The sequence below is a fragment of the Obesumbacterium proteus genome (genome assembly GCF_001586165.1).
GTDB lineage: Bacteria > Pseudomonadota > Gammaproteobacteria > Enterobacterales > Enterobacteriaceae > Hafnia > Hafnia protea.
Genome location: NZ_CP014608.1, coordinates 4,307,938 through 4,324,932 on the forward strand (window position 1 = coordinate 4,307,938; position 16,995 = coordinate 4,324,932).

The 16,995-nt window shown below is 47.4% G+C and carries 32 protein-coding genes; 13 read left to right on the top strand and 19 right to left on the bottom strand.

The genetic code is table 11. The features are described 5' to 3' along the window. Nucleotides 1-27: 27 nt before the first annotated feature. The 16 genes from DSM2777_RS24590 to DSM2777_RS20175 all read right to left on the bottom strand — a co-directional run bounded on the left by DSM2777_RS24590 (nucleotide 28) and on the right by DSM2777_RS20175 (nucleotide 7,546). Nucleotides 28-477: a lysis protein gene (locus tag DSM2777_RS24590; RefSeq protein WP_061554983.1), complete on the bottom strand. Its 450-nt coding sequence runs from the start codon at nucleotides 475-477 to the stop codon at nucleotides 28-30. Next, nucleotides 474-914 (bottom strand): lysozyme, encoded by a 441-nt coding sequence (locus DSM2777_RS20115; protein ID WP_061554984.1) that lies wholly within the window; start codon nucleotides 912-914, stop codon nucleotides 474-476. The genes DSM2777_RS24590 and DSM2777_RS20115 overlap by 4 nt, the downstream gene beginning before the upstream one ends. Continuing rightward, the gene (locus DSM2777_RS20120; RefSeq protein WP_004090831.1) at nucleotides 901-1,221 is read right to left on the bottom strand and encodes a phage holin family protein; all 321 of its coding nucleotides are present in this window, start codon (nucleotides 1,219-1,221) and stop codon (nucleotides 901-903) included. The genes DSM2777_RS20115 and DSM2777_RS20120 overlap by 14 nt, the downstream gene beginning before the upstream one ends. Before the next feature lie 564 nt (nucleotides 1,222-1,785). Beyond that, nucleotides 1,786-2,277 (bottom strand): antiterminator Q family protein, encoded by a 492-nt coding sequence (locus DSM2777_RS20125; protein ID WP_004094656.1) that lies wholly within the window; start codon nucleotides 2,275-2,277, stop codon nucleotides 1,786-1,788. After that, on the bottom strand, nucleotides 2,274-2,477 hold the full coding sequence (locus DSM2777_RS20130) for a protein ninH (RefSeq protein WP_061554985.1): 204 nt from the start codon (nucleotides 2,475-2,477) through the stop codon (nucleotides 2,274-2,276). The genes DSM2777_RS20125 and DSM2777_RS20130 overlap by 4 nt, the downstream gene beginning before the upstream one ends. After that, the gene (locus DSM2777_RS20135; RefSeq protein WP_061554986.1) at nucleotides 2,474-2,836 is read right to left on the bottom strand and encodes a RusA family crossover junction endodeoxyribonuclease; all 363 of its coding nucleotides are present in this window, start codon (nucleotides 2,834-2,836) and stop codon (nucleotides 2,474-2,476) included. The genes DSM2777_RS20130 and DSM2777_RS20135 overlap by 4 nt, the downstream gene beginning before the upstream one ends. Further along, a complete protein-coding gene (locus tag DSM2777_RS20140; protein WP_008814363.1) occupies nucleotides 2,833-3,123 on the bottom strand; it encodes a DUF1364 domain-containing protein in 291 nt (96 codons plus the stop codon). The genes DSM2777_RS20135 and DSM2777_RS20140 overlap by 4 nt, the downstream gene beginning before the upstream one ends. Continuing rightward, entirely contained in the window at nucleotides 3,116-3,469 is a 354-nt protein-coding gene (locus DSM2777_RS20145) for a phage protein NinX family protein (protein ID WP_061554987.1), read from the bottom strand. The genes DSM2777_RS20140 and DSM2777_RS20145 overlap by 8 nt, the downstream gene beginning before the upstream one ends. Continuing rightward, nucleotides 3,462-3,629, bottom strand: a complete 168-nt coding sequence (locus DSM2777_RS24595; RefSeq protein WP_147638201.1) for a NinE family protein — start codon at nucleotides 3,627-3,629, stop codon at nucleotides 3,462-3,464. The genes DSM2777_RS20145 and DSM2777_RS24595 overlap by 8 nt, the downstream gene beginning before the upstream one ends. After that, complete coding sequence (locus DSM2777_RS20150; RefSeq protein ID WP_061554988.1) at nucleotides 3,626-4,066, bottom strand: recombination protein NinB; 441 nt, start codon at nucleotides 4,064-4,066, stop codon at nucleotides 3,626-3,628. The genes DSM2777_RS24595 and DSM2777_RS20150 overlap by 4 nt, the downstream gene beginning before the upstream one ends. Next, the gene (locus DSM2777_RS20155) at nucleotides 4,066-4,350 is read right to left on the bottom strand and encodes a phiTE_015 family protein (protein WP_061554989.1); all 285 of its coding nucleotides are present in this window, start codon (nucleotides 4,348-4,350) and stop codon (nucleotides 4,066-4,068) included. The genes DSM2777_RS20150 and DSM2777_RS20155 overlap by 1 nt, the downstream gene beginning before the upstream one ends. 2 nt (nucleotides 4,351-4,352) lie before the next feature. Beyond that, nucleotides 4,353-5,690, bottom strand: a complete 1,338-nt coding sequence (locus tag DSM2777_RS20160; RefSeq protein WP_061554990.1) for a replicative DNA helicase — start codon at nucleotides 5,688-5,690, stop codon at nucleotides 4,353-4,355. Then, nucleotides 5,690-6,745, bottom strand: a complete 1,056-nt coding sequence (locus DSM2777_RS20165) for a replication protein (RefSeq protein WP_061554991.1) — start codon at nucleotides 6,743-6,745, stop codon at nucleotides 5,690-5,692. The genes DSM2777_RS20160 and DSM2777_RS20165 overlap by 1 nt, the downstream gene beginning before the upstream one ends. Further along, entirely contained in the window at nucleotides 6,738-6,887 is a 150-nt protein-coding gene (locus DSM2777_RS24600; protein ID WP_020303618.1) for a hypothetical protein, read from the bottom strand. The genes DSM2777_RS20165 and DSM2777_RS24600 overlap by 8 nt, the downstream gene beginning before the upstream one ends. A 21-nt stretch (nucleotides 6,888-6,908) precedes the next feature. Further along, complete coding sequence (locus DSM2777_RS20170; RefSeq protein ID WP_046457143.1) at nucleotides 6,909-7,202, bottom strand: CII family transcriptional regulator; 294 nt, start codon at nucleotides 7,200-7,202, stop codon at nucleotides 6,909-6,911. Between the two features lie 116 nt (nucleotides 7,203-7,318). Further along, nucleotides 7,319-7,546 carry a transcriptional regulator gene (locus tag DSM2777_RS20175; RefSeq protein ID WP_061554992.1) on the bottom strand — a complete coding sequence of 76 codons (228 nt, stop codon included), beginning with the start codon at nucleotides 7,544-7,546 and terminating at the stop codon, nucleotides 7,319-7,321. Between the two features lie 105 nt (nucleotides 7,547-7,651). On the opposite strand from DSM2777_RS20175, the gene DSM2777_RS20180 reads away from it, so the two are divergent. The 3 genes from DSM2777_RS20180 (at nucleotide 7,652) to DSM2777_RS20190 (ending at nucleotide 9,265) form a co-directional block, all read left to right on the top strand. Then, nucleotides 7,652-8,386: a S24 family peptidase gene (locus tag DSM2777_RS20180; protein ID WP_061554993.1), complete on the top strand. Its 735-nt coding sequence runs from the start codon at nucleotides 7,652-7,654 to the stop codon at nucleotides 8,384-8,386. Between the two features lie 109 nt (nucleotides 8,387-8,495). Continuing rightward, complete coding sequence (locus DSM2777_RS20185) at nucleotides 8,496-8,807, top strand: hypothetical protein (protein WP_061554994.1); 312 nt, start codon at nucleotides 8,496-8,498, stop codon at nucleotides 8,805-8,807. Then, a complete protein-coding gene (locus DSM2777_RS20190; protein WP_061554995.1) occupies nucleotides 8,804-9,265 on the top strand; it encodes a hypothetical protein in 462 nt (153 codons plus the stop codon). Before DSM2777_RS20185 ends, DSM2777_RS20190 begins: the two co-directional genes overlap by 4 nt. Nucleotides 9,266-9,295: 30 nt before the next feature. On the opposite strand, the gene DSM2777_RS20195 is transcribed toward DSM2777_RS20190, so the two are convergent. Further along, on the bottom strand, nucleotides 9,296-9,487 hold the full coding sequence (locus DSM2777_RS20195; RefSeq protein WP_008814374.1) for a hypothetical protein: 192 nt from the start codon (nucleotides 9,485-9,487) through the stop codon (nucleotides 9,296-9,298). Nucleotides 9,488-10,071: 584 nt separating this feature from the next. After that, the gene (locus DSM2777_RS20200; protein ID WP_061554996.1) at nucleotides 10,072-10,536 is read right to left on the bottom strand and encodes a hypothetical protein; all 465 of its coding nucleotides are present in this window, start codon (nucleotides 10,534-10,536) and stop codon (nucleotides 10,072-10,074) included. 287 nt (nucleotides 10,537-10,823) lie between these two features. Here DSM2777_RS20200 and DSM2777_RS24605 point away from each other — a divergent pair, with 287 nt between their 5' ends. Then, a complete protein-coding gene (locus tag DSM2777_RS24605; protein ID WP_156088387.1) occupies nucleotides 10,824-10,976 on the top strand; it encodes a hypothetical protein in 153 nt (50 codons plus the stop codon). Here the strand turns inward: DSM2777_RS24605 and DSM2777_RS24610 are convergent. Further along, the gene (locus DSM2777_RS24610; RefSeq protein WP_156088386.1) at nucleotides 10,973-11,143 is read right to left on the bottom strand and encodes a hypothetical protein; all 171 of its coding nucleotides are present in this window, start codon (nucleotides 11,141-11,143) and stop codon (nucleotides 10,973-10,975) included. The genes DSM2777_RS24605 and DSM2777_RS24610 overlap by 4 nt on opposite strands. Nucleotides 11,144-11,302: 159 nt before the next feature. Between DSM2777_RS24610 and DSM2777_RS20205 the strand changes: the two genes are divergently transcribed. From DSM2777_RS20205 to DSM2777_RS20245, 9 genes are all read left to right on the top strand, one after another. Further along, nucleotides 11,303-11,779, top strand: a complete 477-nt coding sequence (locus DSM2777_RS20205; protein ID WP_061554997.1) for a pentapeptide repeat-containing protein — start codon at nucleotides 11,303-11,305, stop codon at nucleotides 11,777-11,779. A 32-nt stretch (nucleotides 11,780-11,811) separates the two neighbouring features. Beyond that, nucleotides 11,812-12,189, top strand: coding sequence for a hypothetical protein (locus DSM2777_RS25040; RefSeq protein ID WP_061553681.1), 378 nt, complete (start codon nucleotides 11,812-11,814; stop codon nucleotides 12,187-12,189). 172 nt (nucleotides 12,190-12,361) lie between these two features. Next, entirely contained in the window at nucleotides 12,362-13,396 is a 1,035-nt protein-coding gene (locus tag DSM2777_RS20215) for a hypothetical protein (protein WP_061553963.1), read from the top strand. 254 nt (nucleotides 13,397-13,650) lie between these two features. Then, a complete protein-coding gene (locus DSM2777_RS20220; RefSeq protein ID WP_061554998.1) occupies nucleotides 13,651-13,857 on the top strand; it encodes a hypothetical protein in 207 nt (68 codons plus the stop codon). Between the two features lie 144 nt (nucleotides 13,858-14,001). After that, nucleotides 14,002-14,673 carry an exodeoxyribonuclease X gene (exoX, locus tag DSM2777_RS20225; RefSeq protein ID WP_046360914.1) on the top strand — a complete coding sequence of 224 codons (672 nt, stop codon included), beginning with the start codon at nucleotides 14,002-14,004 and terminating at the stop codon, nucleotides 14,671-14,673. Between the two features lie 4 nt (nucleotides 14,674-14,677). Beyond that, nucleotides 14,678-15,544 carry an ATP-binding protein gene (locus DSM2777_RS20230; RefSeq protein WP_046360915.1) on the top strand — a complete coding sequence of 289 codons (867 nt, stop codon included), beginning with the start codon at nucleotides 14,678-14,680 and terminating at the stop codon, nucleotides 15,542-15,544. Next, the gene (locus DSM2777_RS20235; RefSeq protein WP_061553961.1) at nucleotides 15,545-16,045 is read left to right on the top strand and encodes a single-stranded DNA-binding protein; all 501 of its coding nucleotides are present in this window, start codon (nucleotides 15,545-15,547) and stop codon (nucleotides 16,043-16,045) included. Between the two features lie 12 nt (nucleotides 16,046-16,057). Next, nucleotides 16,058-16,381, top strand: coding sequence for a hypothetical protein (locus DSM2777_RS20240; RefSeq protein ID WP_061553960.1), 324 nt, complete (start codon nucleotides 16,058-16,060; stop codon nucleotides 16,379-16,381). Between the two features lie 9 nt (nucleotides 16,382-16,390). Beyond that, the gene (locus DSM2777_RS20245; RefSeq protein WP_061554999.1) at nucleotides 16,391-16,960 is read left to right on the top strand and encodes a hypothetical protein; all 570 of its coding nucleotides are present in this window, start codon (nucleotides 16,391-16,393) and stop codon (nucleotides 16,958-16,960) included. Nucleotides 16,961-16,995 lie beyond the last annotated feature (35 nt).

Below are 16,995 nucleotides of genomic sequence, written 5' to 3' on the forward strand. Positions count from 1 at the left end.
ATTTCCTTTTTTTCGTAGAGAATTGCTCTATTGGCACTGAGTGCGGATATAACTCTGTAACCCGTTAATCATTGTTTCGGATTGTTTGATTCGTTCGACGAGACTGAGATAATTGCGTTCAAACTCTGCATCATATCGGGGGCTGGTTGCATCAGGCTTGCCGGTGGCGGCGGTGGTTTCGGGCAGCTTTGGACAACTGGCCGCGATGCGCAGCCGCTTAGTGCCAGTGTTAAGGCCAACACGAAGAGTTTCAATTTCACTTTTTGCATTAGCTAATTCCTGAGTGACTTTGATATCGAGCTCGGCGGCCTGTACTCGTTGCCGCTGGATGTTTTCGAGGTCTGCTTTCTGCTGATTGGATACCTGAGTGATTTCTTTCAGCTGAGTGCTTAGAGACTGCATCTGGCTTGTCGCGTACCACATGCCAACTAGTAGAGCGATGATGATAGCGATTAGCGCGGTAGTGATTCTACTCATGACAGAAACAGAGACTTCTCTGCCTCACGACGCCGCGTTAGACCGGCCAACTCTTTACCGCCTGCCTTATTCCACTTTGTAAACTCGTTAGCTGCACCGGCATAATCGCCAGCGTTGAGTTTCTTCAACAGGGTTGAGCCTTTCAGCGCGTTAACGCCGAGGTTGTAAGCGAAATCGACGAGCGCATCGTACTGATTCTGATTGAGCTGCACAGTAACCAGACCATGCACGCCTGCCTCGTACTGGACGACGCCTTGCTTTAATAGGTCATCCGCTTTCTGCTGGGTGATGGTCATGCCATTGCCAACAGGTTTTCCATCTACCGGTTGTGTCCAGCCATAGCCAATGGTCCAGACGCCGACGCTATCCTGATATGCAGTTAATCGACAGCCTTCAAATTGTTTGATTAGGTTGATGCCGTTCTCACTTGCTCGCATCAATGCCTCCAGATGCTTTGTTTAACATTCGACGCTCAATGGCTTTTATTAGCGATGCCCCAGACCAACCGGCCATGCCACATGCCGCACCAATCACCTCAGCAGACCAGCCATAATGCAAAGCAGCCATCATCATGATCATCCCTGAGAAAATGGAGACAATTATCTGTAGTACTAATGTTCTCCAGCTAAATGCCTCACCGTTCAAAACCTTGAATGAGTAACTGGCCACGGCTCCGATGAGAGTCATACCAAAGGCAATAAGCATGGAAATGATGTTTGGTTCATTTTTCCATGGCATACGCATATCCACCTCCCCGTAGGTTAGGCGCTGAGTAATTAATTAGGGAATAGCGTCATCCGTATCCATGCCATGACAAGGAATGTGTGAGTGCGGTTGGTTGGTTTTGGATGACGCTAAATGCAAAAAGCCCCGAGCTATTAACTCAGGGCTTGAAATTGGAATTATGGTGGCCGGTGCTGATCTCCGGCTGTAATGTCTACCTCACTCTCCCACCATACCGGTACGTGGGAGACTACGCGACCTATTGGTTTCTGCTATAAGCTTCATCAGGCGTAGTATGTACCGGCTTGGGTGCCTACTTGGCAGACGGCGGCACCGTATGCTCTCGCGCATCAGCCTGCGCATTCACCACAACTGTCATGAGCACTGCCAAGCACCACATCGTTGAGCCTTGGAGGTTATCGAATCAATACTCATGCAGTTGTGCAGCACACCAAACGCTCCGGTTTACCCTTCTTCGCTGAGTGATGTGCTGAATAGAAAAAGTGCCGAAGCATGCTTAAGACACACTATCGACACCTTACCCTCTTATTATGGCTAAATGGATAATACAAAGTCAAGCATGTATCACGCTATTTTTTGAATCTTAGCCACACGTTTACGGTTTTTAAATGCAATATCGAGTGGAGCATGCAAAATCCATAGCGTTGCCTTTAGTATTTCATCGATTTCATTTCGACAGGTTCCTAGTGATGGTTTTCTCCAACCTTCACCAAGACGCCCTCGGTCGATTTTGCGGGGTTTTGCAGTGGCGTGATAGTAAGATGCAATGGCTCGCTTAGAAGAACCATGCGCGTAATAGCTAAGCAGAATGCCGAAGGCTTTTTTGTCAATTTTGAGAGCGGAATCTACGACCTGAGAAATCAACATTCCATCATCATCATTGCACATTGGGCGCGTCGGTGTTCCGCTTGGCTCTACGGTTGCCATGTACTGAGCTATAACGCTGCTCATGCGTTTCTCTAATCGACCTGAGTAAACCCATGCTCCCCACAGTTCCAGCCAGCCATTAATCCAATCATGCTGCTCTTTGGTGAGTTCTAACTGCCTTATGTTCATCGCTTACCCCACCTGTTCTTCCCAATATCACCGCGAGCTGTCATGAATACGCCATTCACTATTGCGTGGTGCTTGGCCTCTTTGTCGTTGAGATATTTTGATATGGTTTCTCTGTTGATGTGTAGGCGTCGTGCTAGCTCGCTCTGATTGCCGTATGTATCGACTAGCATGTCGGGTATGGTTCGGATTTCGGCATTCATATCCCCTCCAGTTCGGTAATGACCACTTCCAGCTTGCCGCCCTTCACTAACTCCCCGCGCCGCACTCGGAAATCATCAATCTGCTCGTCGTCTTCCATGAATCCAGCATGCACAAGCGAATCAAAGACGGCCTTTTGCAAGTTGTCTAAGTCTCGGCGGCGTTTGTCTGGTACGTGGGCAGTGATTGAGAATTTGAGTCTGGAGGTGGTGTGAATATCGAGGTTTTGTTGCTGGATGATGGTGATAATGCTTTGTCGGTACTTTGTGCCTTTCTCGCTGATGTAGTGCCGTTGCCTTGCGTGTCGCCAATATGTGTTTAGGCTCGGCGGGTACGGCAGCGTTAGCCGGTATTCCCTCATAGTTTCAGCTTTCCCTCTGCAATCAGCGCGGCCTGAGTTCGTATTACTCCCTCAAGGTGTGCCATATGCGCTTCACCGGCGTCTGTACGCCTTGTCCTGCGGTCTATTTCATCGTGACATGCAGAGCATGCCCAAGCGCCGAATAAGTCGTTAGGCTTCATCCCTACGCCGCACAATCCAGCCATTCGATAATGAGCTAGTACTACCGTCTCACTATTGCCGTTACATATGCCGGGCAACCGCACTTGGCATTCTCGGCCTTGGGCTTCTTTCCGAAGGTTAGCCATTCTCACTCTCCTTCATCATCAGGTAGACGATCATGGCATCTCGAAGAGGCTCGCTATCACTGTCACTATCCCAATTGATGTCGATGCAGTATTCTTTCAGAATCGGCCATGCATCTGATGGGCAGCTAGTAAAACTGAAACCATGCTGCGCCCTGCTCAACTTGCCGTCGTTAATCACAAATACGGCGCGACCAGAGATATCGAAACAAATCCAATCTTTGAGTTCGGGGTGACGTGAGATTGCTACTAATTTATTAATCTCAAAGTCACTCATCTTGCTGTAGTTACGTGAGGTTGCTATCAGTCGGTTTATTTCATCGTCGCTTATCTTGCTGTAATCAGTCATGTCTATTCCTTGCTCGCACTCTCAGCCAACGCACATCGTGAAGGTGGGCGCTGTAGTTGAAAGTCACTGTTGATATGGGTTGGGGTTTACTGCGTGGAGTGGATTTGTTGAAGATTAAGTTGTCTATCGTTATTCGTGTCGGACTTCGCTGTCGCTTCATGCTGCTGAACTCCTGTTGTGTTGTTGAGCCCAGCGCATCGCGGCTATGGCATCATCACCGAACTTAACGTTATGCTCTGCACCAAATGCCTGTATCAGCTCTATCAGGTCACGCATTTCACCCACAGTCATTCGACTAGTTGATTGCCCAAGCACAACAAAGCCGCCCTCAATACCCGGTGCTGACCGTTGGCCTTTGAGTGATGCGGTGAATATGTGCTTCCAGTCTTCACTGCTGAGCGTTAACCCATGCCAAATGACTTGCTCACTGATATCGTTAAGCATTGCCCATAGGCGCGCGTTCTGGTCTAGGGTTCTGGTTCGCTCTTGGATGGTTACTACGAGGGGTGAATCTGGATTGACTGGGAGTGACTGGATGAACTGGATGGCGTTTTGCTGTCGGTGTCGGTCTATCAGAAAATAGGCCTGTTTATTCATCACTCCCCCTTAACCTTGATGCCAGCTGCGCGGATCGCTTTAATTGCATCTTCCTTAAAATTGAATACACCATCTGACCAAACATATCTCTCACCGCTATCGATTTGCTTCAGGCTTGGCAGCTCCACCTCCACCGCCTCGCGGCTTGCTTGCCATGCCCACCACTGACCATCAATTATCTCGTCCGTGTAACCATCATCACAACGCAGACATTCCCAGCCATCCATAGGCTCGCATTCGTTATTTTTTTCCCATGCCGCTTCAAACTGTTCACGACCTGTCATGATTATCTCCACTCCGATGCTTGCTTGTTGTCATTCTGATTGGCAGCGTACCGGCGCGCGGCCTCATCCTGTTCAATGTTGACGAAGTGTCCATTCTTCCATCCCATGTAAAACGTCTTTGGCTGGCCAGAACGATATTTCCCAACGATGATTTCGGCGATCCCCTTCATGTTGCTGTTGTCGTGATAAACCTCATCGCGGTACGGGAAGATAATCACGTCTGCATCCTGCTCGATCGCCCCTGAGTCCTTCAGGTCTGCCAGAGTTGGGCGCTTGTCAGGTCGAGTCTCAACACCACGATTAAGCTGTGAGAGCAAGATAACGGGTACTTTGCTGCGCAGGCTGAACTGCTTGAGCTTCCGTGTAATCTCTCCGATCGCTATGTCGTTACGCTCTGCCTTTGGCTTTTTCATCAGGCCGAGGTAGTCGATAGAAACAAAGCTGAGGCCGCCGTCCATGTTCAACCGTTCGGCATGTGAGATTATTTCATCAACGCTCATCGCCTCATCAAGCACATAGTTCTCTTCGCCCTGAAGCATGCCGGTGGCGGCTGTTAGTCGAGTGAACTGCTCGGGGATCATATCCAGAGGGTTACGCAGTGCGCCGATAGCTAGACCAGAGCGATCCGCAACATGGCGTTCGACGACCTGCATCTCTGACATCTCCATGGAAATCATTAGGCCGCGTCCTTTCTGGTGACCAATTGAGTTGCCGATGTTGATCGCCAGTTCCGTTTTACCCATACCCGGTCGCCCAGCGATGATTATCAGGTCAGTGCGATCGAATCCCCCGTACTCGTTATCCATCGGCTCAATACCGGTTTTGAGATACAAGCCTGACTCAGCGCCTTTCATGCGTTTCTCCAGAACATCCATGTAGTCCGGCAGTAGGTCACCAATCTTGCGCGGCAGCCGGTCATTGGTTTCGAATTGCAGGTTCGATAAAATACCGCTGACTTCGGCGATCCGCTCGTTTAGGTCATGAGTGCCAGCTTCACGAAGCAACGAAGCCGCCTTGGTTAACTCAGCCTCCCCCTTTCGCAACATCCAGCACTGGCGAACACGCTTAGCCCACGCCTTGATGTTTGCAGCAGACTTGCAGCGGGCAGATACCGACAAAACCAGATCCCGAGTTTCACCAGCCACCCCCTCCTGAACCGTAAACGGGTCAATCGGTTCGCACTTGTTCAGCAGCGCAACGATAACGCGGTACATGTTCTGCAAGTGGAAGTTCGCAAAAGCCTCGGCAGGCAGCTTCCCTGCGATTTCAAGGCAATCAACGTGGTCACCCTTGATAATCATTGAGCCAATCAGCTGCTCTTCAAAATCGTAACTGTCCATCAATCCTCCCTCGTCAAAATTTCATCAATTTTTTCTTGCCTCAGCGCTGTCTCGATCCCGTACTTCTTGCCATCAGGATTCTCACCGCAAGCCCATTTTGTTGGTGTGTACCCATGGGCTAGATAACCGTTCAGGAACGTGTTTATCTCCGTAGGTTGAGCTTCTAGGTCTTTGCACTGCTTCAGATAAGATTGCCATAGGCGCTTTAGGCCTTTCTCGACCGTCGCCGATACGCTAATGATTTTTGGTAGGCCGTACTTCTCAGCCTTGGTGTTCCAAGTTTCTTTCAGCCGATCACGGTCAAATGGTGGCATGGCGGCTCTTGGATTTGCTCCCTTAGCTCGAGGGTTAGTTCCTGCTTGACGGGGTGTTTTTTTGCTCACATCCAGCAAGCCCACATCGTGGGTTTGGGTATGTTTTAATTCTTGTTTAATAACTTCTTGTTCATGTACTCCGCACTTACCTTCGGAGTTACCTTCTGGTGAATGGCTTAAAGCCGCGCCAGCACTGGGTTTGTTACCCTCGCTATTACCTCCGGATTTACCTCCGGCATCATTACCTCCGGCTATACCGCTTAAAGCCGCGCCAGCACTGGGTTTGTTACCTTCGGCACCATTTTTGTGGTTATTCCCATTTTCTTGATCAGCTATGAGCTGGTAATCGCTATAGTTTGTGATTGATATCACTGTCCCATGGCGGTTACCTGAATAACTCAACATGCCCTGTGATACAAAAAAGTCCAACATTCGGCGAACCTGCTGAGGGCTTTTCTCTTTACCTTCTGCATCGCGTAATTTTCGACACAATAGGTCATATTTGGTGACCAACTGCCCCGCCGCCAATGACCATTCGACACCGTTAAAGCTAACTGTACGGGGTTTGTGAGTGGCTTGACCGATCAGCCTGACCCATAAGGCCAACTTACCAACATCAAGCGCCCAATCAGCGGAGAGGAGACTTCTGAATAGGGCAAAGTGCCCCATCTTCTGGTTCTCCATCCTGATACTCCTGACGACCGTTTTATCAACAAAGTTCGCATAAGCAACGTTACCCATCGTTCTTACCCTCACTGGCTTTCTTCTCTGGTAGCAAAGCCTTTAACTTCTGAATAAATCCCAAGTTAACCGAGCGTAAAAACTGATCTCTTATGATGCTTTTATGAGTACTTTGCTGGACATATCTCCAGTCTTTTTGCATACTAACCTCCTGTGAATGAGCTCAAAAATTCATAGTGATCTGAGAGTCGTCAGCTGTTCCCGCAGTTGGCGACTTTTTCTTTTGTGGCAATACCGATTCCACAGCCTGACGCGCTACCTCACGAATCAAACTGGTTTCCCATACCTTCTCTAGCAGTACGAACATCGTTGCCATGTCGCGGATATTTAGGCGGCTTACTTTCGATTCGTGCCACCCTGCTTGCTTTGCTAACTCTCGGTTAGTCTTCTGCATCATCCGGCAGCGGAGTTCTGTCTCCACTTCGTTGATGCGCTTGCTATAACTTGCATGTTCCATTGATTAAAATTTCCGTGTTGAATAAATAGTTACACCACCGGTTGGTGGTTGGGTTTTTCACCAAACGCCTTTTCGGCATAGGGTGAGAGATCAGATTGTTTAAAGAGCGGTGTTGCTTAAGCTGCTTGATCCGGATGAGGGAACAAGTGCGGTAAATCAGGTCGAATTTCGTAAGCCTGAATTTCTCCACCAGTAGCATTCACGACATGATCTACATGCTCTGGTGACACCTTCGCCTTATTGTGAAGCCACTTATAAACCGCCTGCTGACTGAGACCGCAAGCAGCGCCAAGTTTTTTCTGAGAACCAACTAAGGCAATGGCGGTTTTAATTACATTATTCATAACAACCTCCATTGTTTATCAAAACAAATAATAAAACCAAGGTTGTTATTAGTCAACAACTACAGTGCTTTTGATTGTAAACAACCGAGGTTGTACTATTACCGCATGAAAATGACACTTGCTGAAAGATTGAAGCTTGCGAGAAAGCAATCCGAGTTATCCCAAGGTAAATTGGGAGAAATGGTTGGTATATCTCAGGCTGCAATCCAAAAAATAGAATCTGGGAAGGCTTTGAAATCAACAAAGCTTGTTGAGCTTTCTCGCGCATTAAAGGTTCGCCCTGAGTGGTTGGCGGAGGGGATAGAACCAATGCGGGGAGATGTTGCGATCATTGATAGTAGGGAATCATCCATACCACCTGAAAGCGAGTGGGGAACCGTTGATGCATGGGATAGCAAAACCCCATTACCCGATGATGAGGTAGAGGTGCCATTTTTAAAGGATATAGAATTTGCATGTGGTAATGGAAGCTTCTGTGACGAGGACTACAACGGCTTTAAGTTACGATTTTCAAAAGCTACTCTCCGTAGGGTAGGGGCTAACACGGATGGGTCAGGAGTTCTATGTTTCCCTGCGCGCGGCAATAGCATGGAGCCAGTGATACCAAATGGCGCAACCGTAGCTGTTGATACTGATAATAAGCGCATAGTTGATGGTGAGTTATACGCCATAAACCAAGATGGACTAAAGCGCATAAAACAACTTTATCGTAGGCCGGGTGGCATTGTTGAGATTAGGAGCTTTAATCGTGACGAGCACCCTGATGAATCTGCAATGGAGAATGAACTGGAGATTATAGGGTTCGTATTCTGGTACTCCGTGATTCGTTATCGTAGATAGCCAACCTTCCGTGATGCTGGTTTAGCCCAGTGGCCTGAGGATACGTTCTAGTCGTAGCTAACATGACAACAAACCACGAAAAAATTTAAAGCTTAAAAAGGGAAGTATTATGTCTGATGTTAAGAATATAACGCCGGAACAGCTAGCTCTAAAGGTAACAATGGAAATGCTGATGGAACACCTTGAAGAGTCACAATCAAAGGATCCTGAGTTCGTTTGCCCAGTTTGTCACAAGTCATCTTTTACAGTTCCAGTATCATCAAAAGACCCAACAAAACCGATGATTGTTACAATGCCGCTTCCTCACTCAGAAGGTAGAGGAATATGGAACTTCCAAATTATGTGCAACATCTGCGCTCATTCAATGTATTTCAATACAGGTAAAATCTGCTCATTATTAAAAGAAAAAGGTAAAATATGAATTCCGGTTGCTTTGATGAGTTTATCTGGGCTACCGATGAGAAGAAAAAGTCATCAGGGAAAAAGGCCAAACGTGCTAAACTAGAAAATCAAGATGGCAGCAGTATGTTTGTTGCTGAGTTCGTAACCATTAAATACGAGGAGGAACAGATGAGTAATCAATCACCACATTTGAAAGTTCCTCTGACTTTCAAATCAGCATTATGGTTGTCACTTGGCGTTATCACTATCGTAATCGCATCTGCATGGACTGCCTTTACTTATCTCGATTCTAAAATTGAGTCTTCACGTATTAATACAGAAGCTAAAATAGAAGCTCTTGGCGCTGACACTAGAGCGCACTTCGAGTCATCTAGACTAGAAGCAAAAACTGATAACTCTGCTATTAATGCACAACTTCAAGCCATATCAAACAGCATGGCTGAATTGAACGGAAGACTATCTAAAGACTCGAAATAACCCCGCCGCCGAGCGGGGTTTTTATTGCCCTCACTCCTTCATCGCCTCCGCTGCCATTATGTACGTCGCCCTTCTCTTTTCGTCATACTCAATCTGCGCGAAAGATTCCAACATCGAAATGATGTACTCCTTCGTCACCTCTTGCTTGTAAGACACCAGATTCAGCGTTGCCTTTCCCACCGCTTCGCATAGGTCGTTATAGCCGATCGCGTTCTTATCCATATGACCTCCTGTTTTGCTCACTTTATCACCATAAACCAAATATTTCTCAGTTTTGATTGAAAATAAAAAACAACAAAAACAACCAAATAAAACAAAAAAGGATTAAACCGAAAAATAAAACAACCATCGTTGTTGACACAATAACAACTATGGTTTTAAATAACCACACCAACACGGCAGCACACCAGATCACCGGAAGCTGCCAGCTCTTTAACAATCTGATGCTTTACCACTTTATGCCGAGAAGGTGTTTAGTGTGAAAAATGTCAGTTACAGGTCGTTTATATAGCGGCCTGTGCCGGACAAATGGAGGTTCTTATGAATGCAAGAGAACGATGCAGGGCTAAGCGCCATGCGATACGAGAAAAAGAACGGATGATTGCAGCAGCTACAGGTTGCAACTACCGGACTTCATTGCCTGCCTCATTATACGCAGCGGGTCACCGTAAGAGCGAGAGTGTGACAGCGAGGTAGTTTCCTACCTCGTTTTACTAACCTTTAGGCTTAGGTGGTTTGGGTGTTGGGCGGGGAATAGCGTGATTGGGGACTATATCTCTACAGGTCATTGTGTTCACTTAAACAATTTACCGGTGAGGGTTATCTCCGGCAAACCATGCAATAAAACGTTTCGTCCGAGATAAGTTCTGGTCTTGGTCTTCATCGTAACCCTTTCTGATATTTGTTCTAACCAATGCAATATCTGAAAGGATCAGCCACGGCCTTAGGTCGTTGTCTTCTAACTCTACAAGCTTATCTAGTAACTCATCATCTGAATATCTGCTCTCCAGTGTTAAGAGCTTCAAATACTCTCTACTCTGGCGAGATGAATGTTCTGATGATTTAGCAAACTGATATGTCATCTGAATTGCGGTCAGAACAGCGACAGCCAAGCCATACCAAAACGCACCTTGGACTCCTGAAAAAACAGCCGAACCGAGGATGAGAAGAATTAGCGAAATAAGCTTATCAATTCGCCAAGTTAGTGAACTAAATAGGTGTTCGAAGTTGTATGAATACTCAATTCTGTAAAGCAGTTCTTCTCTGTCCATTTTTCCTCTGATTCAGCTATTTGCCACCTTCTGGTTTTGGCTGAGGCTTCGGTTGAGGCTTCGGCTGCATACGTGGTGGCATATGGTCTTGTTTAAAGTCTTTCATCGTTAAAATCCTTTGTACTGTTGGGGTGATGAAAGATTACACGTTTTTTTGCTGTTGGGGAATGGCAAGAACCACTGCCGCCTGAGGTGGTTAAGACAGTACAGGCATTAATTATTGGCGTAGATAAACGGGCGCCAGAAGATTCGCGGGAAGAGCATTCCCTTAATTTAGAGAGGTAGGTATGGAATTTAAAGAATTGCCAGAATATGCACAGGTTATTGCTTTAGAGGCCTTAAAAGATTTAATCGTTCAGGGTCCTGTTCACGAAAAAGAGCCAGCCGAAAAACTGGCTCATGCGGTTCAAGTGGCATTCGTGAAGATTTTTACGAATTAGCCTTCCTTCTTCAAGTGTTCAAGAAATGCAGAGTAAGCTTTTTTAACATCAAAAACACCAGTACCTACTCCTGATATAGGCCCTGTCTTTCCTGCTCTTATAAGCTCAATAACCAATTGAAGAGCTGCCTGCTCTGGGTTTGATTTTGGGTCGACAATATCCGACATTTTCCAATTCCTTACTTTGACTGTGGAATAACCAAAATATCAGTTTTCCTTGACTGTGGAAAGTTAGGAACCACCTCGCCTGATGTGGATAAAAGCAGGCAACAAACAATCACAGGTCGCTTAGGCGGCCTTTTTTATTGGGTGAACAAGGGGTGTGAGATGAATACCGCAGATTTACGCAAGATTCTTGATGAACACAAAATTTGGATTGAGTCGTTTGGAGAAAACGGATCACGTGCCAACCTGTGCGGTGCCAACCTGCGCGATGCCAACCTGCGCGATGCCAACCTGAGCGGTGCCGACCTGTGCGGTGCCGACCTGCGCGATGCCGACCTGCGCGGTGCCAACCTGTGCGGTGCCGACCTGTGCAGTGCCGACCTGCCAGATCACACGTTCGTAATCATGGGGCATAAATATCCAATCACCATCACCAATGGTGAATATGTTCGAGCAGGATGCCAGAACCATACAGTTGCAGAGTGGCGCAAGTACAGCAAACAGGAAATTGCTGATATGAATGGACGTTCAGCACTGCGCTTCTACCCTGAGCTGCTAGATATCATAGATTTTTATCTTGGTAAGGGTGAGCGTCCAAATTGGCTTAAAGAGCCAAGTGAAGAAACTGAGGCCGCCTAGCGGTCTTTTTTATACCCAGAATGGAGATAGATATGAAGCACACACTAAAAGTTTATAAAGATTCCAAAGAATACCCTGATTACATGAAAGTCCGTTTTGATAAAACAAGCATAGGTAAATCATTCCTGTTTAATGGTCACCGATGGGCGTATGAGCATAGTACATTCGATGATTCTGGCAATTACGACCTGCTTTATCGTTTCGACGATGAGCCATACCCAGAGGAAAAATCAAATTCTGTAGATGAATTAACTGCTCGCGATTACTTCGCATCGAAGGCGCTCGGCCTGTGTTATGCGGACTACCTTAACTACGCCGCTGAGAATGGTGTTCAAGAAGGCTGGAGAGATGGCGTAGCGAAGGATGCTTATCTAATGGCCGACGCAATGTTAAAAGCCCGTGACGAGTAATGCACCTAGCAGGTATTCACTGAGTATCTGCTGTGAGCAATCCCGCTCATAACTGGAGAATGACTGCTCTGGTTAGCTGACACGTTTTGCCCCTCTCGTTAGGGGCTTTTTTATACCCGCTTCATCGCAAAGCGTAGGCGTTTTGCAATGAAACCAACAAAGGAGATCGCCAGTGAGCGAGATTACAGATTTAGTCGTCATTGAGAAGACCAATGCTCTAGCGGTCTTCACCAGCCAAGAGCAGCTAGACCCACTTATTGAGGCTATCGAGAAAGAGGCTCGCAGTCTGGTGCCGGATTTATCGACAAAGAAAGGCCGAGACGCTATCGCATCTATGGCACATAAAGTTGCCCGTTCGAAAACTTATATCGACAACGCTGGTAAAGACCTCGTAGCCGAACTAAAGGCGCTGCCAAAGCAGATTGATGAAAGCCGCCGATTAGTGCGTGAGCGGCTGGATGCGCTGAAGGATGAGGTTCGACGACCACTTACTGAGTGGGAAGCTGAGCAGGAGCGTATCAAGGCCGAGGAAGCCATGAATGCCATGCATGAAGAAGCGCTGGTAATGAATTCAGAGTTCGACCGCCAACGCGCAGCCAAGATTGAAGCCGATCATGAAATGGCTTTACTCATGAACGAGAAGATTGACCGTGAGCGCGAAGAAGCACGACAGAAAGCCGAGCAAGCCAAACGCGAGCATGAAGAACGTATTAAGCGTGAGGCCGAAGAGAAAGCACGGCGCGAAGCAGATGAAGCGGCAAAGCGTGAAATCGAAGCGGCAGCAGCCAGAGAACGTGAAGCGACATTGGCGAAGGAACGCGCCGAACGTGAAGCCAAGGAGCTGGCGGAGAAGGCGGAGCGCGACCGCATAGAGGCGGAGCAGCGAGCCGAACGCGAGAAGCAGGAAGCCGCTGAGCGTGCTGAACGTGAAAAGCAGGAAGCCATTGCCGAAGAGCAACGAAAAGCTCACGAAGAAGCCGAGCGAATTAAGCGTGAAAACGAGCAGAAGGAACAGGCTCGATTAGCTGAAGAAAAGCGCATCAAGGATGAAGAAGCTCGCCGCGCCGCAGATAAAGAACACCGCAAAATAGTAAACAACAAAGCACTACAAGACCTTATCTCCGCAGGTGTGCCGGAAGAATGCGCCAAGCTGTGCATCACGGCTATAGCCAAAGGCAACATCACCGCAATCAGCATCAACTACTAATCAATCAAACAGGAGTAACCCCATGCAAGAACTCAGCTTTGCAGGGTGCCCTCGCATGGGCACTCTTCGCGAATCACAACTAGATCGTATCGTTCGTATCGTCACTCAATTCTTCTCACCACTCTGGAGCAAATAACTATGACTGATTTCATGAGAGAACCACGCCGAATCCAAGCGGTGAGAGCTTGTCGATTTCTGCGCTGGGTTAAACGACTTCCCGTAGTTAAGCACTTATTTATCAAAGGTGATCCGCTATGAACATCACATGCACATCGCTCGCTAGCAAGCATGGAGTGCGTCAAGGCGAGTTCGTAATGGAGTTGCAAGGCGTTTCCATAGCTGAGCAGCCAAACAGCGAGAAAGAGCTTAGAGAGCTTCTGGCGGGTATGGATATTCAGACTATTTGTGAATACCTGAATGACATGGGATTCACGGTAACCAATAAGCAGGCGTCAGCATGAACCAAACAATAGACCCACTGGAACAGCAGTTACTCCAGTGGATGCGATCACCAGAGATGATTCCGGTGATGAACGACCAGATTGCTCAACTAGAAGCAGTGGCAGATCACCGTACAAACATGCAAGAGAAAAGGATGGGAATTAATGAGTGTGCTCAGAGTTATTGATACAGAGACATGCGGGTTGAATGGCGGTGTTGTTGAGGTGGCAAGTGTGGATATTGAGAACTCCTTATCCATCATTAATCCAATGAGTGATTTCGTTAAACCAGACCGCCCTATCGAATTCAGCGCAATGGCCATTCATCACATCACAGAGGATATCGTTGCTGATAAGCCATTGATTGATGATGTGGTTGGTCGCTATCAAGGTGCTGATTTCTACATAGCCCACAACGCAAACTTTGATAAAGGCGTACTTCCAGAAATGGGCGGAGAATGGATATGCACAAGAAAGTTAGCGGCGCGTCTTTATCCAGACCTTGATAGCCACGCCAACCAGTTCCTACGTTACGCGCTTGGGCTTGATGCGTGGGTTCCTGAAAACCTACACGCCCACCGTGCGCTATATGATTGCTATGTAACTGCTGCACTTTTTATTCGCATCTCACGTGATTCGTCTTGGTCAGTTGAAGAAATGCTAGAGATCAGCTCTCAGCCAGTCCTACTAAAAACACTGAGAATTGGGAAGCACAAAGGTAAGACGTTCGCTGAGGTAGCAAAAGAGGATCCTAGCTGGCTCAAGTGGGCTTTAAGCACCATCAGCGACATGTCAGATGACATGCGATTTACGATACAACACTACCTAAGAGATTAATTTAATGAAATTTGAAAAAGCCATGAGAAAGAAAGCCAAGCTACGGCTGGCACTTACTGGGCCAAGCGGGGCTGGGAAAACGTATAGCGCCCTTGTTATCTGTAAAAGTATGGGGGGAAAAACGGCAGTTATAGATACAGAGAAAGGGAGCGCGTCACTTTACTCAAATGAGTTCGATTTCGATGTTCTTGAATTAGACCCGCCATTTAGCCCCGAGAGATTTATTGAGGCTATAGCAGCCGCCGAAGCTGCTGGGTATGACAACCTTGTTATTGATTCTATCTCTCACGAGTGGGGTGGCGTTGGTGGTTGTCTTGATGATCTGGATACGATCGCAAAAACAAAATTCAAAGGAAACACACACGCGGCATGGAGTGCATTAACCCCGCGACATCGCAAGTTCCTTGATTCAATACTACGAGTGAATTGCCATGTCGTAGCGACTATGCGAAGCAAGACTGAAACAGCGCAACAGGAAGGTAGCAAAAAGGTCGTAAAACTTGGCATGAAATCTGAGCAACGCGATGGTGTTGAATACGAGTTCACAACCGTTCTTGATATTAACCACGAAACTCACACAGCCACAGCATCCAAAGATAGGACAGGTCTTTTTTCCAATGTGGATTACACGGTAATTGACGATTCGGTAGGGAAAAAGCTTGTCGATTGGCTTAACGATGGAAGAACTAAAGCTGAAATAGACTTAGCCCACTTCGTTCTTGTTGCTGAGAAGTCCCAATCATTTGATTCCCTGAAGTCTGCATGGGCTGAGGCTTACCGTTCATTGAGAGATACGCCAGAACAAGCCAAGGCACAAGAAATATACGAAGCAAGAAAATCAGAACTATTACCAACTGAGGAAGCTGAATAAATGGCGAGCAGAGGCGTAAATAAAGTAATCCTTGTCGGGAATTTGGGAAATGATCCAGAAGTTCGATACATGCCTAACGGAGGCGCAGTCGCAAACATCACGCTAGCCACATCAGAGAGCTGGCGTGACAAACAGACTGGCGAGCAGAAGGAAAAAACTGAGTGGCATCGCGTAGTGCTATTCGGAAAGCTGGCTGAGGTTGCTGGTGAATATCTGCGTAAAGGTTATCAGGTTTATATCGAAGGTGCTTTGCAGACTCGTAAGTGGACAGATCAGGCTGGTGTTGAAAAATACACCACTGAGATTGTTGTAAACGTTGGCGGCACCATGCAGATGCTGGGTGGACGTCAAGGTGGCGGTGCGCCTATGGGCGGCGGTCAGGCACAGGGTAATCAGTTCAGCGGCGGCTTACTGCCAGCGGCTCGCCCTCAGAGCACTCCAGCAGCTCAGCCACAAAGCAATGAACCTCCAATGGACTTCGATGACGACATTCCTTTCTAGCAGGTAACAATCATGACGCCGCAGAGCATCCTGCGCGTCCTCAGCCAGCACCCCGACAATAACATCACCGAATTCCACAGAGCGCTTAACTCAGTGGGCGGCAAGCTATTGGGCGGCGGTGCTACTGGCGGGGTGACGCTGAATTATCACGAGCCATATTACACATGGCGAAATTTTCTTGAATCCACTCACATCAAATACAACCACATTGGCCGCATTAGAGCATATCTGGACGCAGAGCCATGGGGGAATGTGAATCTTGGTGGAACTATCTACCGACTAAAGCCTGACGTTGATATCGACGCGGCTATTTCTGCGCTAAGTATGGCCGCATAGGAGATATTCATGAACAACCTACCAATTCAGACCTACGAATCAGTAGTTCAGCAGCGTGATGCGCTGGAGAAGAAGCTGGCTGAATTAGGCAAAGAGAATGCCTATCTACTACCAAGTGCTGCTAGTGAGCTTAATACGTCATGGATGCTGCATAAAACAATGCTTGGGGCTCAAGTCGCCCTTTTCTATGTAGTCAATGGAGACTTTCAATCAGCGCGTGATTGGTTGGAGGGAACAACTGACGAAGCAGGAGCAGAGATTCCTGACGGAATGACCATTCCTGAGCTTCAAGAATGGTTCGATAGCCAGATGGTGAGCAATGACGGGAATAACGGTTTCCTTAGCCACAAACAAGCAGAGGAAGCGATTAAAACAAGGGTTCCAGCCACCGACGCATTCACCCGTGAGCTGATGGCAAAAGGTGTTGATGCTTTAGCTGTGAAATACAGAAACATGATTGAAACCATGCATCCAGATACCATCGCATACGGTGCATTAAAGCAAGAGTTTGAGTCGGTAATCAAAGAGGCTAATAAATTCGCCGCCCAGCTTCGCAAGGGGATTAATGATGCACAGTAACAGCAAAGAGCTAAATACAAATTCACAGGAAAATA

What these genes read in the sequence shown, in the direction of transcription:
- DSM2777_RS24600 (WP_020303618.1), bottom strand. Translation starts at nt 6,887, where the DNA reads ATGCAAAAAGACTGGAGATATGTCCAGCAAAGTACTCATAAAAGCATC.
- DSM2777_RS20160 (WP_061554990.1), bottom strand. Translation starts at nt 5,690, where the DNA reads ATGGACAGTTACGATTTTGAAGAGCAGCTGATTGGCTCAATGATTATC.
- DSM2777_RS20180 (WP_061554993.1), top strand. Translation starts at nt 7,652, where the DNA reads ATGAAAATGACACTTGCTGAAAGATTGAAGCTTGCGAGAAAGCAATCC.
- DSM2777_RS20170 (WP_046457143.1), bottom strand. Translation starts at nt 7,202, where the DNA reads ATGGAACATGCAAGTTATAGCAAGCGCATCAACGAAGTGGAGACAGAA.
- DSM2777_RS20195 (WP_008814374.1), bottom strand. Translation starts at nt 9,487, where the DNA reads ATGGATAAGAACGCGATCGGCTATAACGACCTATGCGAAGCGGTGGGA.
- DSM2777_RS20130 (WP_061554985.1), bottom strand. Translation starts at nt 2,477, where the DNA reads ATGAATGCCGAAATCCGAACCATACCCGACATGCTAGTCGATACATAC.
- DSM2777_RS20155 (WP_061554989.1), bottom strand. Translation starts at nt 4,350, where the DNA reads ATGACAGGTCGTGAACAGTTTGAAGCGGCATGGGAAAAAAATAACGAA.
- DSM2777_RS20230 (WP_046360915.1), top strand. Translation starts at nt 14,678, where the DNA reads ATGAAATTTGAAAAAGCCATGAGAAAGAAAGCCAAGCTACGGCTGGCA.
- DSM2777_RS20165 (WP_061554991.1), bottom strand. Translation starts at nt 6,745, where the DNA reads ATGGGTAACGTTGCTTATGCGAACTTTGTTGATAAAACGGTCGTCAGG.
- DSM2777_RS20150 (WP_061554988.1), bottom strand. Translation starts at nt 4,066, where the DNA reads ATGAATAAACAGGCCTATTTTCTGATAGACCGACACCGACAGCAAAAC.
- DSM2777_RS24605 (WP_156088387.1), top strand. Translation starts at nt 10,824, where the DNA reads ATGGAATTTAAAGAATTGCCAGAATATGCACAGGTTATTGCTTTAGAG.
- DSM2777_RS20240 (WP_061553960.1), top strand. Translation starts at nt 16,058, where the DNA reads ATGACGCCGCAGAGCATCCTGCGCGTCCTCAGCCAGCACCCCGACAAT.
- DSM2777_RS24590 (WP_061554983.1), bottom strand. Translation starts at nt 477, where the DNA reads ATGAGTAGAATCACTACCGCGCTAATCGCTATCATCATCGCTCTACTA.
- DSM2777_RS24595 (WP_147638201.1), bottom strand. Translation starts at nt 3,629, where the DNA reads ATGAAGCGACAGCGAAGTCCGACACGAATAACGATAGACAACTTAATC.
- DSM2777_RS20190 (WP_061554995.1), top strand. Translation starts at nt 8,804, where the DNA reads ATGAATTCCGGTTGCTTTGATGAGTTTATCTGGGCTACCGATGAGAAG.
- DSM2777_RS20120 (WP_004090831.1), bottom strand. Translation starts at nt 1,221, where the DNA reads ATGCGTATGCCATGGAAAAATGAACCAAACATCATTTCCATGCTTATT.
- DSM2777_RS20200 (WP_061554996.1), bottom strand. Translation starts at nt 10,536, where the DNA reads ATGGACAGAGAAGAACTGCTTTACAGAATTGAGTATTCATACAACTTC.
- DSM2777_RS20185 (WP_061554994.1), top strand. Translation starts at nt 8,496, where the DNA reads ATGTCTGATGTTAAGAATATAACGCCGGAACAGCTAGCTCTAAAGGTA.
- DSM2777_RS20175 (WP_061554992.1), bottom strand. Translation starts at nt 7,546, where the DNA reads ATGAATAATGTAATTAAAACCGCCATTGCCTTAGTTGGTTCTCAGAAA.
- DSM2777_RS20140 (WP_008814363.1), bottom strand. Translation starts at nt 3,123, where the DNA reads ATGGCTAACCTTCGGAAAGAAGCCCAAGGCCGAGAATGCCAAGTGCGG.
- DSM2777_RS20145 (WP_061554987.1), bottom strand. Translation starts at nt 3,469, where the DNA reads ATGACTGATTACAGCAAGATAAGCGACGATGAAATAAACCGACTGATA.
- exoX (WP_046360914.1), top strand. Translation starts at nt 14,002, where the DNA reads ATGAGTGTGCTCAGAGTTATTGATACAGAGACATGCGGGTTGAATGGC.
- DSM2777_RS24610 (WP_156088386.1), bottom strand. Translation starts at nt 11,143, where the DNA reads ATGTCGGATATTGTCGACCCAAAATCAAACCCAGAGCAGGCAGCTCTT.
- DSM2777_RS20245 (WP_061554999.1), top strand. Translation starts at nt 16,391, where the DNA reads ATGAACAACCTACCAATTCAGACCTACGAATCAGTAGTTCAGCAGCGT.
- DSM2777_RS20205 (WP_061554997.1), top strand. Translation starts at nt 11,303, where the DNA reads ATGAATACCGCAGATTTACGCAAGATTCTTGATGAACACAAAATTTGG.
- DSM2777_RS20235 (WP_061553961.1), top strand. Translation starts at nt 15,545, where the DNA reads ATGGCGAGCAGAGGCGTAAATAAAGTAATCCTTGTCGGGAATTTGGGA.
- DSM2777_RS20125 (WP_004094656.1), bottom strand. Translation starts at nt 2,277, where the DNA reads ATGAACATAAGGCAGTTAGAACTCACCAAAGAGCAGCATGATTGGATT.
- DSM2777_RS20220 (WP_061554998.1), top strand. Translation starts at nt 13,651, where the DNA reads ATGAACATCACATGCACATCGCTCGCTAGCAAGCATGGAGTGCGTCAA.
- DSM2777_RS25040 (WP_061553681.1), top strand. Translation starts at nt 11,812, where the DNA reads ATGAAGCACACACTAAAAGTTTATAAAGATTCCAAAGAATACCCTGAT.
- DSM2777_RS20135 (WP_061554986.1), bottom strand. Translation starts at nt 2,836, where the DNA reads ATGAGGGAATACCGGCTAACGCTGCCGTACCCGCCGAGCCTAAACACA.
- DSM2777_RS20115 (WP_061554984.1), bottom strand. Translation starts at nt 914, where the DNA reads ATGCGAGCAAGTGAGAACGGCATCAACCTAATCAAACAATTTGAAGGC.